The 11,475-nt window shown below is 70.1% G+C and carries 13 protein-coding genes and 1 tRNA gene; 13 read left to right on the forward strand and 1 reads right to left on the reverse strand.

What is annotated here, in order from left to right:
- Positions 1-272: 272 nt before the first annotated feature.
- The 7 genes from B5F73_RS09360 to B5F73_RS04130 all read left to right on the forward strand — a co-directional run bounded on the left by B5F73_RS09360 (position 273) and on the right by B5F73_RS04130 (position 4,473).
- On the forward strand, positions 273-425 hold the full coding sequence (locus tag B5F73_RS09360; RefSeq protein ID WP_158094759.1) for a hypothetical protein: 153 nt from the start codon (positions 273-275) through the stop codon (positions 423-425).
- A 1-nt stretch (position 426) separates the two neighbouring features.
- On the forward strand, positions 427-900 hold the full coding sequence (locus B5F73_RS04105; RefSeq protein WP_087226860.1) for a pilus assembly protein: 474 nt from the start codon (positions 427-429) through the stop codon (positions 898-900).
- Between the two features lie 13 nt (positions 901-913).
- Positions 914-2,932, forward strand: a complete 2,019-nt coding sequence (locus B5F73_RS04110) for a hypothetical protein (protein ID WP_143803129.1) — start codon at positions 914-916, stop codon at positions 2,930-2,932.
- Positions 2,929-3,399, forward strand: a complete 471-nt coding sequence (locus tag B5F73_RS04115; protein ID WP_239379794.1) for a hypothetical protein — start codon at positions 2,929-2,931, stop codon at positions 3,397-3,399. Before B5F73_RS04110 ends, B5F73_RS04115 begins: the two co-directional genes overlap by 4 nt.
- A gap of 1 nt (position 3,400) precedes the next feature.
- Positions 3,401-3,760: a hypothetical protein gene (locus B5F73_RS04120; RefSeq protein ID WP_087226864.1), complete on the forward strand. Its 360-nt coding sequence runs from the start codon at positions 3,401-3,403 to the stop codon at positions 3,758-3,760.
- A gap of 15 nt (positions 3,761-3,775) precedes the next feature.
- Positions 3,776-4,321: an FHA domain-containing protein gene (locus B5F73_RS04125; protein ID WP_087227223.1), complete on the forward strand. Its 546-nt coding sequence runs from the start codon at positions 3,776-3,778 to the stop codon at positions 4,319-4,321.
- A 76-nt stretch (positions 4,322-4,397) separates the two neighbouring features.
- Positions 4,398-4,473, forward strand: a tRNA-Phe gene (locus B5F73_RS04130).
- A gap of 62 nt (positions 4,474-4,535) precedes the next feature.
- On the opposite strand, the gene B5F73_RS04135 is transcribed toward B5F73_RS04130, so the two are convergent.
- Positions 4,536-4,874, reverse strand: a complete 339-nt coding sequence (locus B5F73_RS04135) for an acylphosphatase (RefSeq protein WP_087226866.1) — start codon at positions 4,872-4,874, stop codon at positions 4,536-4,538.
- Positions 4,875-4,990: 116 nt separating this feature from the next.
- On the opposite strand from B5F73_RS04135, the gene B5F73_RS04140 reads away from it, so the two are divergent.
- The 6 genes from B5F73_RS04140 (at position 4,991) to B5F73_RS04165 (ending at position 11,459) form a co-directional block, all read left to right on the forward strand.
- The gene (locus B5F73_RS04140; protein WP_087226868.1) at positions 4,991-6,889 is read left to right on the forward strand and encodes a subtype A tannase; all 1,899 of its coding nucleotides are present in this window, start codon (positions 4,991-4,993) and stop codon (positions 6,887-6,889) included.
- A 9-nt stretch (positions 6,890-6,898) separates the two neighbouring features.
- Positions 6,899-8,227, forward strand: coding sequence for a branched-chain amino acid transport system II carrier protein (brnQ, locus tag B5F73_RS04145; RefSeq protein ID WP_087226870.1), 1,329 nt, complete (start codon positions 6,899-6,901; stop codon positions 8,225-8,227).
- Positions 8,224-8,889 (forward strand): peptidylprolyl isomerase, encoded by a 666-nt coding sequence (locus B5F73_RS04150; protein ID WP_087226871.1) that lies wholly within the window; start codon positions 8,224-8,226, stop codon positions 8,887-8,889. Before brnQ ends, B5F73_RS04150 begins: the two co-directional genes overlap by 4 nt.
- 148 nt (positions 8,890-9,037) lie before the next feature.
- Positions 9,038-9,538, forward strand: a complete 501-nt coding sequence (locus B5F73_RS04155; protein WP_087226873.1) for a CarD family transcriptional regulator — start codon at positions 9,038-9,040, stop codon at positions 9,536-9,538.
- A gap of 133 nt (positions 9,539-9,671) precedes the next feature.
- The gene (locus B5F73_RS04160) at positions 9,672-9,962 is read left to right on the forward strand and encodes an ACT domain-containing protein (RefSeq protein WP_087226875.1); all 291 of its coding nucleotides are present in this window, start codon (positions 9,672-9,674) and stop codon (positions 9,960-9,962) included.
- 45 nt (positions 9,963-10,007) lie between these two features.
- Positions 10,008-11,459, forward strand: a complete 1,452-nt coding sequence (locus B5F73_RS04165; RefSeq protein ID WP_239379795.1) for a citrate synthase — start codon at positions 10,008-10,010, stop codon at positions 11,457-11,459.
- Positions 11,460-11,475 lie beyond the last annotated feature (16 nt).

Raw genomic sequence — 11,475 nt, forward strand, 5'->3', positions numbered from 1 at the left:
CCCTGGTCCAAGGGGGCGCGGCCCTCATGCTCAAACTGCTCATTTTTCGGTGCACGCGTTGCTCAGAAACCGGTGCTCATTCGGACCATTTCTTATTGCACATCAACATGCGTGCTCCAGGGGAGCGGATGGGTGGAGGTCTGCCTCGTCTCCGAGGGCGGCGACGGCGAGGGGAGCTCGGTCGTCACGTGGCACATGCTCGCCTCCGACCTCGTCGGCCTGTCGGGGGAGTAGGGGGCTGTCGCGGACAGTCGACGGTCGAGTACCTGCTCGTGCTCGCGGCGTTCGTCGCGGCGATAGGGGCCCTCGGCCTGCTCTGGCACGCGGGGAGGGACGGGGTGCTGGTGGGGCTCGCGACGGCGAGCGCGTCCCACGGGACCGGACAGGGGACCGTCGCCCTGCTCAAGGACGTCCTGGGGTACTGAGATGGGTCGAGCCGCGGACCGGTCCGGCCAGATGAGCGTCGAGGCCGCCCTGCTCCTCCCGGTCGTCCTCGCCCTGGTCGCCCTTCTCGCCCAGCCGGCGTGCGTTCTCTACACGCGGGCGGTGATGGCCGCGACGGCGGGGGAGCTCGCCCGGCTCGCCCTGACGGACCGAGGGTCGGGCGACGAGCTGAGGGACTACGCGCTGCGCCGTCTGCGTGCCGTTCCCGACCTCGCGGTCTTTCACGAGGGAGGGGAGAGGGACTGGGAGGTCGAGGTGACGGGTCCCGACGAGGCGGGCGTGGTGACGGTCGCCCTGTCGGGGCGCGTCCGTCCCCTTCCCCTGCTCGGGTCGTTGGTCGCCGCCCTCGGTACGTCGGGGGATGGCACGGTGGAGCTCGGGGTGGAGACATCCGGACGCCTTCGCGCGGAGTGGATCGGAGGGAGCTATGACGACTGGGTCGAGATGTGGGGCTAGCGTGGGGCGTCCCGTGACCGTGCTGTCCGCCTTCCGCGACGACGAGGGCGGCTTCACGACGGTCGCCGTGGCGGTGGCGCTCCTCCTGAGCCTGACGCTCGTCTTCGCAGCGGCGTCGGCGGGATGGGTCGCCTCGCGCTCCTCCGAGGTCCAGGACGTCGCCGACGCCGCCGCGCTCGCGGGCGCCAACTCGGTCGCCTCGTTCGCGACGGTCGCGCAGGTGCTCGACGCCTGCGTTCTGAGCCTGGGGCTCACGGGCATGGTCGTCTACGGGGCCGGGCTCGTCGCCTCGTGCGTCCCGGGCCTCACGACGGTCGGGGCGCGGATGTGCGCCGCAGGCGGACAGATCCTCGAGGCTCGGCGAGGTCTCGCGCGGACGGCAGCGAGCGGGCTCGAGAGGCTTGAGGCGGCGCTGCCGGCGCTCGTCGTGGCCAACTCGGCGTCGTGCGTCGCGGCGAACGAGGGGGAGGGGCTCTCCTACTCGGGCTGCGCGCTGCCCGTGCCCGCGACGTCCCAATCGGACTTCTCGGCGCTGCTGGCCGACGTGGACGACGAGCCGCTGGACGATCTCTCGGAGCAGATGCGGGCCGTCTCGCTGGAGGCAGAGGAGGCGCGCGAGCGCGCGGACGAGGCACTCGAGCGGGGGTGGATGGCGGACTGCGGCTCCAAGCCCTACTCGCTGTTCGAGCGCGCGGGCACGCTCGCGGGACTGTCGGGCGCGGAGAACCCCTACCATGCCTCTCCCGAGACATGGAGCTTCGGGGTCCCGCTCATGAGGGCGCGCGCCTACTACGCCGCGCGACTCTCTGCGGAGGACGTGGCGGGACCCACGGCGGAGGAGCTCACGGACGCTGCATGCCGGAGGGCGTTCTACGAGTATGCGCTGGGGGAGGTGCGCGCAGGGTCCTGGACGGAGCGGCAGGACGGGACGGTCGAGGCCGACCTCCCCAGCCTGCCGAGAAATGCGGCCGAGACCCGCGCCTGCGCGCTCTATACGCAGACCCTGTGGCCGTGCACGGACGAGGAGGGCGGCAGGACGCTACACTCCTCGGCCGACTGTCCGGGCGCGACCGGCGCTCCCTCCGGCTCTGCCACGCTCGCGCAGCTGGACAGCGGTTCGGTCGCCCCGTGCCCCGAGTGTCGGATGGACGTCGGCGAGATGGGGCGGGTGGCCGCCGCCTCGACCTCGATCGAGAACGGGTTCGAGCACCACTGGCGCATCATCGTCGAGGCGTCCGAGGACTACGAGGCGGCGCGCGACGACCTCGCCGCCGCGGAGGCTCGCACCCGCGAGCTCGCGGAGGAGGGCGAGCGCGCGTTCGAGGATGCTCTGGGGCAGCTCTCCGCCGAGCGCCCCGTGCTGTGCCCGCCGGGCGCGTGGGGCTGCGTCGCCGTCGTCTCCCGCGCGGAGGGGACGGTTGTCCCGACCGAGCTCACGGCGTCGTTTCTCTCCTCCGCCGAGCTGCCCGCGGGCGCGGCCGTCTCGGCGGCGGTCCTCGCTCCCGACGAGGCGACGTCCGAGAACAACGTCCTGGCGAGCTTCTTCGACTCCCTCTCCGTGTCCGATTCGGCGCTCGGAGGGGCGCTCGACGGCGTCATGGGTCTCTGGGGCTCGCTTCTCGTTGGCTACGGGTCGGCCTACGGCAGGGTGGCGGAGGTCGGGGGAGGCTTCCTCGACCGGCTTGACGGCGTGTTGGGCGGCTCCGTGGGGGCGTGGCTGAGAGACCAGCTCAAGGGCGTCATGCACGACCTCGGGCTCGAGCCGGTCGATATGCGCCTGAGAAAGCCGGTCCTGACGAACACCCAGGATGTGCTCGACCGGGGTGGCTACGACCAGGTCTCGACGGTTCGCGAGCTGGTGGCGCGACTCCCCGACTCCGGGTCTGCGGCGGACCTGGCCCGTGCCCTGGGCGTCGAGCTGGGGGATGCGATCGGCGCCGGCTCGCTCACGGTGGCCGAGCTGCCGATTCCTGGGACCGACCTCACGATTCCCCTCACCGTGGAGCTCTCGGCCGCGGGAGGCTCGCCATGAGGGCCGCCGCAAGGGCGCTGCGCTCGAGGGACGCGCAGATGACCGTGGAGCTCGCCGTGGTGGCCCCCGTCGTCATCGCCGTCGCCCTCGTCATCCTCAACCTCATGGGCTTTGTGGAGGCGTGCGCGGCGTTCGACCAGGCGGCGCGGGATGCGGTGCTCACCCAGGGCGTGTCTCCTGCCGGCGAGCAGGGCGCGGCGGCGGTCGACGAGGTCCGCGCTGCCATCGCCGACCTCGTCGGAAGGGAGGACCGCTGCGAGGTGGAGGTGCGCTCGGAGGGCGTGTCGTGGGGAGACGGCGGCACGTTCGCGGTGTCACCGCTGCTCACGCGCTACGTATGCACGCTGACGTACCGGCCGTGGCCTCGCCTGCTGCGCCTTCCGGGCGTCACCTACGAGGCGCCGCTCGCGCTCACCCACGAGTGCGAGCTCGTGGTGGACCGTCACCGACCCGGGGTGGTGATCTGAGATGGGGCTTGCGCGACTGTCGTCCGACGAGCGGCCGGAACGCGTGCTCGAGCTCAGGGTCCTCACCACGTGGGCGGAACGGCTGCGCGGCCTCTTGGGCACGGGCCCGGAAGCGGCCCCCGTCATGCTCGCGCGCTGCCCGTCGATACACACGTTTGGCATGCGCTACCCGCTGGACGTGGCGCTGGTGGGGGAACTGGGCGAGGTCCTGCTCGTCCGCAGGGGGCTGCCCCCGCGCGAGTTTCTCGCCCATCCGGACGCCTGCTGCGCCATCGAGCGCCCTGCGGCGGAGGGGGAGTGGATCGAGGAGGGGGAGCACCTGTGGGTCGTGGCGGTCGGACCCGATGCAATGGGTCGCTGAGAGAGGGAGAGGGATATGACGGCTTTCACGAAGGGTGTCACCGGAGGGTACGAGACGAGGGTCTGCCCGCGCTGCGGCGCGGAGCTCTACGCGGACATGAGCGTGTGCTACGGGTGCCTGTACGACTTCGCGCGGGATGCGGCGCGCCCGCGCCTGCCCGAGCCGCCGGGAATCCCACCGGAGCCGCCGGCGGGAGGTCCCGACGAGACGCTCGACCTCGCCGACGGCGAGGCCTGCTCCACACGTGAGGTGGGGATGCTGGTGAGGACGCCGTCGGTGGACGTGTGGGTGAGCGTCCCCTCCCGGGGCGTGACGGTGGGACGGGACGACGGCAACGACGTCGTGCTCCACTCCCGCGCGGTATCCCGCAGGCACCTGAGGCTGGCCCCCACCCCTGACGGCATGGAGGCGAGCGACCTGGGCGCGACGAACCCTACCCGCTATCGGGGACGTGACGTGCGCGGGTCCGTCATCGTCCCCTACGGCGACTCCGTCGACGTATGCGGCTGCGTCCTCACCATGACCGGTCCTTCTCTGCAGGAGCCCTGCCGAGAGACATGACACGGCGCCCGGCCCGCCCCGAGAAAAAGTCTTTGACACGATGGGCGAGTTTGGTATAGTAATTCCCGCACCAAATGGCTGGGTAGCTCAGTTGGTAGAGCAGGGGACTGAAAATCCCCGTGTCAGGGGTTCGACTCCCTTCCCCGCCACCAGAACTTTCGCAGGTCGGAGGCCATGTGTCTCCGACCTGCTTTGTTTTTCTCGGCGCACCGCCCTAGTAGCGGACCTCGAAGCCCCGCTCGCCCGGTACCACGGCTATCTCGTCGCGCTGGTCAATCGTGTAGCTCGAGCGCACACCGCGCACCCCCATCTCCTCGAGCATGCGCGAGAAGAACGCGCCCAGGTGCGAGGGCTCGCCCTGGACCTCGGCCGTGACCGAGCCGTCGGGCTCGTTTCTCACCCAGCCGGTGACGGAGAGCCCGCGCGCGACCGTCGCGGCCGTCCAGCGGAACCCCACGCCCTGCACGCGCCCGACGAAGCGCACGCGCAGCCGTCGGGCGTTCTCGGGCGTGGGGACGTCGGGCTCGGGCCTCCCTCTCCAGAACGGCGACATGCTGCCTCCCCTCGGGCGGACGTCAAGAATGTGGTGGTCGCATGGGCGACGGGCGCCCCTGCGGCCCGTTGCTACAATGGTACCCGTGCCTTCACGCTGTAATCCGAGGAGGGGCCATGGGCTGCACAAGAAGAGAGTTCCTCGCCCTCGCGTCCATGGGGACGATCGCCGGCGCCGTGGGCTGCACGCCGACGCAGCGGGTCCCCGAGACGCAGACGGGCGACGCCGCGCCCGAGCCCGAGGTGGACGCCTCCGAGTTCGAGGGCCTCGCGCTCGACACGTCCGCATGGCGCTTCGACAGCGAGAACAACGTCTACTACCAGCTCGGCCTCACCTACTGCCTGAATCCCGCGACCGAGACCTACGAGTCGCTTGCCATCTTCGTCCCCGGCGCCTACTTCAACGCCGAGAAGAACGGTGACACCTACACCTGCACCGTCAACGAGAAGGCCGTCGTCGGCAGCTTCACGCCGGCGACCGCCCCGATTCTCATGCCCGTGAACTCCGGGACCCTCGCCGCCCAGGAGAGCCCCACCGCCTACGGGTACGAGGGCCTCGCCCCCTATCTGGGCGAGGGCTGCGTCTACGTCTATGCCGGGTTCCGCGGCCGTTCCGCCGCCGTCGACACCGCGACCGGATCGAGCGAGCTCATCCCCGGCGGGTCCCCCTGGCCGGCCGTGGACCTCAAGGCGGCGATCCGCTACCTGCGCTACAACGCGGCGTGCCTGCCCTGCGACGCGCGTCGCACCTTCGTCTTTGGGTTCGGCGCGGGCGGAGGCCTCTCCGCGGTCCTCGGCGCCTCGGGCGACTCGCCCCTCTTCGAGCCGTACCTTGCCGAGATCGGCGCCGTCACCCATGACGCCGCGGGCGCCGCCGTGTCCGATGCCATCGCCGGCAGTGCCTCATGGTGTCCCGTCACCTCCTACGACATGGCCGACGCCGCCTACGAGTGGTGCCAGGGCCAGTACGGCGCCGACCCCTCGCGCGCCGACGGCACCTGGACGCAGCTGCTCTCGCGCGACCTGGCGGGTGCGTACGGCGCCTGGATCAACGAGATGGACCTGCGTGACGCCGACGACGTCCAGCTCACGCTCGACGAGACGGAGGCGGGCGTCTACGCGATGGGCTCCTACGCCCAGGCGCTCCTCGACGAGGTCGACGAGGCTGCGACCCACTTCGTCCAGAACACCGCGTTCCCCTACACCTACACCCCGCAGAGGCTCGAGGACCCCACCTTCCCCGGCGACCCCAACCTCGCGAGCTCGCGCGCGGCGGACGCGACGCCCCAGGGCGAGGCGACTGCCGACGGGACCGGGGAGCGGGAGCCCGGGTCGGCGGACGCCTCGGGGCAGATTGCGGGCGTGGCCCAGGTGCAGTCCACGATCTACGACTCCGCCCAGAGCTACTTTGCCGCGCTCAACGACTCCGCCCTGTGGATCAACTACAACCACCGCTCGGGGGCCGTCTCGGTTTCGAGCCTTCGCGACTTCGTCATGCACCTGCGTCCCGCCCGCCTCGAGGCGGCGCCGTTCGACCGTCCCGACCGCAGCTCGAGGGCAAACCAGCTCTTTGGCGTGGGCGAGGAGTCGACCCTGCACTTCTCGGCCCGCGTCGCCGAGACGGTGGCGGCGCATGCCGACGAGTACGCCGACTGCGACGACTGGAGCCTCGCGTATGAGACGGCGTGGGCGGACGACCTGGAGAAGGTCGACGCGCTCGGGACCCCCATGTCGGAGCGAGTCGCCCTGATGAACCCGCTCACCTGGCTGAGCGGCCACTACGAGGGCTACGGCCAGTCCGAGGTCGCGCCCCACTGGCGCGTCAACGAGGGCCTCTTCGATACCGACACCTCGCTGGCCACCGCGGCGAACATCGTCTTCGCCCTGCGCAAGTACGACGGCGTCGCCGACGTCGCCCACACCCCGGTCTGGGGCCAGGGTCACGTGCTGGCGGAACGCTCCGGAACGGCGACGTCCAACCTGCTCGACTGGGTCGTCGCCTGCTGCGCGTCGTAGGGGCTCGGCATGGGTGCGGACGCGCAGGGGGAGGCGGCGCTCTCCCCGAGGCAGTCGCTCTTCGTGGGGGTGACGCTCTTCTCGATGTTCTTCGGCGCGGGCAACCTGATCCTGCCGCCGCTCCTGGGCGTCCAGGCAGGCAATGACGTCGTGCCGGCGCTCCTGGGCTTTCTCGTTGCCGGCGTGGGGCTTCCGGTGCTCGGCATCGTCGCGGTGGCGCTCTCGGGCACGCTGCGCGACCTGGCGTCTCGCGTGCACCCCGCGTTCGCGCGCGTCTTTGTCGCCCTCGTCTACCTTGCCATCGGTCCGTGCCTGGCCATCCCGCGCACGGCCTCGACGGCCTTCGAGATGCTTGCGCCGCTGCTCCCCGACTCGTGGCCGACCGAGGTCGCCCGTCTTGCGTTCTCCGTCCTCTTCTTCGTCGCGGCGTACGTTCTCGCCCTGCGCCCGGGACGCCTCACGCGCCTGCTCGGCAGGCTGACGGGACCCTCCCTCATTCTGCTCATCGTGCTCGTCGTGGGGGCCTCCGTCGCCTCCCTCGCCGGCGCGCCCGCGCTCCCGGCCGCCGAGCCCGTCGCCCCCTATGACGCGCTGGCTCCCGTCCAGGGCTTCCTCACGGGCTACCAGACAATGGACCTGCTCGCCTCGCTCACCTTTGGCATCGTCATCGCCAAGAACGTGCGCAACCTCGGCGTGGCCGGGGAGCGCGGCGTCATGCGCGAGGTCTGTCGGGCCGGCGTCGTCGCGGGGGTGCTCCTGGTCGCGGTCTACGGCGGCCTGGCGGTGGTCGGCTTCGAGCAGTGCGAGGCGCTCGCCGGGGCGACCAACGGCGCAGCCGTCATCACTGCCTCGGCGACCGCGCACTTTGGGGTCGCGGGGACCGTGGTCGTGGCCGTCATCTTCCTGCTCGCCTGCCTCAACGTCTGCATCGGCCTCATCAGCTGCTGCGGCACGTACTTCGCCGGCGAGCTTCCGCGCGTGAGCTACCGTGGCTGCGCGCTCGTGTTCGCCGCCTTCTCGTGCGCGGCGGCCAACCTCGGCCTCGATGCCATCCTCGACCTCTCAGCGACGCTGCTCTCCGCGATGTATCCCGTCGCCATCGTGCTCGTGGCCCTTGGGATGGCGCGACGTCTCGCCGACCGCTCCCCGCGCGTCTGGCGCTGGACCGTCGCGGTTGCCGCCGTCGTGAGCGTCGCGGACGCGGCCCGCTCCGCCCTCGGCCTCCCGCCGGGTCCCCTTCCCCTTGCCGGCCTCGGCCTCGGGTGGGTGTGCCCCACCCTCGTCGCGGCGCTTCTCGCCCTCCTCCTGCCCTCCTTCGTCCGAAGGGAGCTCTCATGACCCTCACGAGAAGGGGGACCTTCCCCCTCGTCCTTCTCGCCCTGCTCGTCGCTGCGATCGGCCTGGTGGGCTGTGCCGGCGGTGTGCGGTCCCAGTCCGTCACCGACGACGACGGGCAGGCTCAGGTCCGGCAGACCGCGGACCCGGACGACGCCTACGCCACCGGGATCCACCACGCGCGCATCGACGTGGAGGGCTATGGCTCGATCGAGGTGACGCTCAACGCCAACGCGGCGCCGATCACGGTCTCCAACTTCTGCCACCTGGCCGAGGAGGGCTTCTACGACGGCCTCACGTTCCACCGCGTGGTCCCCGGCTTCATGATCCAGGGCGGCGACCCCGCCGGCGACGGGACGGGCGGCTCGGACCAGGCCATCAAGGGGGAGTTCTCCGCCAACGGGGTGGCAAACAGCATCCCGCACACCCGCGGGACCATCTCGATGGCGCGCGCGAGCGACCCCGACTCCGCGAGCTCGCAGTTCTTCATCATGCAGGAGACCACGCCCTCGCTCGACGGACAGTACGCCGCCTTTGGGACCGTGACCTCGGGAATGGAGGTCGTCGACGCCATCTGCGAGAAGGTGCCGGTCGCTGACGAGGCGAGCGGGCTGGTGGCGCCCGAGGACCAGCCTGTCATCTCCACGATCGAGGTCATCGACTGATGGCCTGGGCTCTGCGTGGCTGGCAGCCTATGTAAAGGTAAACGCAAAAACTTACTCATATGTGGAGTTCTTGACAATACCCTTTCCGCAAACGGCGCTAAATCCACTTTTTGCGTGGTATACTCAACCCACGTGAAAGGAGCGGGTCATGTATTCCGTGGGAGACTATCTCGTTCATCCGGGCCAGGGCGTGTGTCAGGTGAAGGATGTGACGGACGGTCCCCAGGCGGTCTACCAGCTGCTTCCCATCGGGAAGCGCCATCCGATCCACATCAGCTTCCCCGTTGCCAACGAGCGGCGCCTTCGTCCCGTGCTCTCGCGTGCCGAGGCCGAGCAGATCATCGAGGACTATCCCACCATCGAGGTCGAGAGCTTCCAGGCGCGCAACAACTCCCTCGAGGAGGAGCACTACCGCAACGAGATGCGCCAGGGCTCGTGCCGGGACTCCGTGCGCATCGTGAAGACGTTCCGCATCCGCATCGCCGAGCTGGCGGCCCGCAACAAGCGCCCGCCGGTCGCCTACGAGCGCATCCTCAAGGAGGCGCGCGAACGCTCCAGCGTGGAGCTTGCCGTCGCCCTCGACTCCACGCCCGAGGACGTCGCGCTGCTGCTCCAGAGCAGGCTGGACGAGGCCGCCGAGCAGAACTAGCGTCTCGGCCCGGTCCCGCGCGGGTCCCTCACGGTTACCGTTTGCGCTCCGTCTCGTGTGGGGGCTGTGAGTTTTTGTCTCCAGCCCGTACAATGGTGCGCACGCAACGGACCCGTCACAGGGAGGAATCACGATGACGTCCGATCAGGAGGCCCGCGGGAGCAGGGCCGTCATCACCGTGCTGGGCAGCGACCGTCCGGGCATCGTCGCCGCGGTGGCGGGCGCGCTCAGCGAGCGCCAGGCCAACATCCTGGACATCTCTCAGACCATCCTGCAGGGCATCTTCACGATGACCATGCTGGTCGACCTTGCCGAGGCCGACTTCTCCGAGCTCAAGGCCCGTCTCGACGAGCTCGCGGAGAGCCTAGGCGTGCAGATCATGCTGCAGCGCGAGGACGTCTTCCGGTACATGTACCGCCTCTAGCGCCGCTCGAGCGGGCCGGAGTCCCGGCCCCGGGAGGAGGTTCCCATGATTCACCTGCCCAAGGGTGGCGGGAGGCCCATTCTTACCCCGCGAGACACCCCCGCCTTCGACCACGTGGCCGACGCCTACCCCATGCCGTCGGTGGGCCTGGGGCTCCCTCCCGTCTCGGACGGCCTCTACCACGGGTACGAGGACGTGGACGTGGTGCCCTCCGAGCTCTATGCCAAGTACGACGTCAAGCGGGGCCTGCGCAACGCCGACGGCTCGGGCGTGCTCGTGGGCCTCACCACTATCTCCAACGTCCACGGCTACAACAAGACCGACCACGGCGTCGAGCCCGACGAGGGCGACCTGATCTACCGCGGCTACCGCGTGGCCGACCTCATCGGCGCCTCTCAGGCCGAGGACCGCTTTGGCTACGAGGAGGTCGCCTACCTGCTCATCGCCGGCAAGCTGCCCACACGCGAGGAGCTTGACGACTTCCGCGCCCGCGTCGACGCCCGCAAGCAGCTCCCCGAGGGCTACTTCGGGATCTTCCCGCGCGCCACCTACAGCCACAACATCATGAACGTGCTGCAGCGCGCGACGCTTCTTCTCTACGCCTTCGACCCCAACCCCGACGACACCTCGCCCACGCACGAGATCGACGTGGCGCTCTCCCTGCTCGGCCGCTGGCCGCGCACCGCGGCCGTGGCGCACGCTGCCCACAAGGCGGAGATCGCGGACGAGAAGCTCGTGGTGCCTCCGATCCGCGAGGGATACTCCATGGCCGAGACCGTCCTCGACGTCCTGCGCAGCGACGACGGCTTCACGCACGACGAGGCGATGCTGCTCGACGTCATGCTCATCCTGCACGCCGAGCACGGTGGCGGCAACAACTCCACGTTCACCACGCGCGTCCTGTCGTCGTCCGGCACCGACGCCTACTCCGCGTACGCCGCGGCGATCGGCTCGCTCAAGGGCCCCAAGCACGGCGGCGCCAACTTCAAGGTGAGCGGCATGATCGACGACGTGGCCTCCCACGTGCGCCACTGGGACTCCGAGGACGAGGTGGCGAGCTACCTCGCCAAGATCGTCCGCAAGGAGGCCTTCGACAAGACCGGCCTCATCTATGGGCTGGGACATGCGGTCTACACGCTCTCCGACCCGCGCGCCCAGATCGTGAAGACCTACGCACGCAAGGTCGCGGCCGAGAAGGGCCTGCTCGAGCGCTTTGACCTCATCGAGAGCATCGAGCGTCTGGGACCGCAGGTCATGCGTGACGTCAAGGGCTCGGGCAAGGCCATCTGCGCCAACATCGACCTCTACACGGGCTTCATCTATTCGATGCTGGGGATCGAGCCGGACCTCTACACGGCGATCTTCGCGATGGCGCGTCTCGCCGGCTGGACCGCGCACCGCATGGAGGAGCTCTACGGCGCCGGTCGCATCATCCGTCCGGCCTACAACTCCGTCATGCCTCACGGCGGCGACTACGTGCCCCTTGACGAGCGGTAGTGGGGTCGCATCGGCG

It is taken from the genome of Olsenella sp. An270 (genome assembly GCF_002159735.1).
In the GTDB taxonomy this organism is placed as follows: Bacteria; Actinomycetota; Coriobacteriia; order Coriobacteriales; family Atopobiaceae; genus Thermophilibacter.

What these genes read in the sequence shown, in the direction of transcription:
- B5F73_RS04165 (WP_239379795.1), top strand. Translation starts at nt 10,008, where the DNA reads ATGATTCACCTGCCCAAGGGTGGCGGGAGGCCCATTCTTACCCCGCGA.
- B5F73_RS04155 (WP_087226873.1), top strand. Translation starts at nt 9,038, where the DNA reads ATGTATTCCGTGGGAGACTATCTCGTTCATCCGGGCCAGGGCGTGTGT.
- B5F73_RS04115 (WP_239379794.1), top strand. Translation starts at nt 2,929, where the DNA reads ATGAGGGCCGCCGCAAGGGCGCTGCGCTCGAGGGACGCGCAGATGACC.
- brnQ (WP_087226870.1), top strand. Translation starts at nt 6,899, where the DNA reads ATGGGTGCGGACGCGCAGGGGGAGGCGGCGCTCTCCCCGAGGCAGTCG.
- B5F73_RS04150 (WP_087226871.1), top strand. Translation starts at nt 8,224, where the DNA reads ATGACCCTCACGAGAAGGGGGACCTTCCCCCTCGTCCTTCTCGCCCTG.
- B5F73_RS04140 (WP_087226868.1), top strand. Translation starts at nt 4,991, where the DNA reads ATGGGCTGCACAAGAAGAGAGTTCCTCGCCCTCGCGTCCATGGGGACG.
- B5F73_RS04160 (WP_087226875.1), top strand. Translation starts at nt 9,672, where the DNA reads ATGACGTCCGATCAGGAGGCCCGCGGGAGCAGGGCCGTCATCACCGTG.
- B5F73_RS04135 (WP_087226866.1), bottom strand. Translation starts at nt 4,874, where the DNA reads ATGTCGCCGTTCTGGAGAGGGAGGCCCGAGCCCGACGTCCCCACGCCC.
- B5F73_RS04125 (WP_087227223.1), top strand. Translation starts at nt 3,776, where the DNA reads ATGACGGCTTTCACGAAGGGTGTCACCGGAGGGTACGAGACGAGGGTC.
- B5F73_RS04105 (WP_087226860.1), top strand. Translation starts at nt 427, where the DNA reads ATGGGTCGAGCCGCGGACCGGTCCGGCCAGATGAGCGTCGAGGCCGCC.
- B5F73_RS04120 (WP_087226864.1), top strand. Translation starts at nt 3,401, where the DNA reads ATGGGGCTTGCGCGACTGTCGTCCGACGAGCGGCCGGAACGCGTGCTC.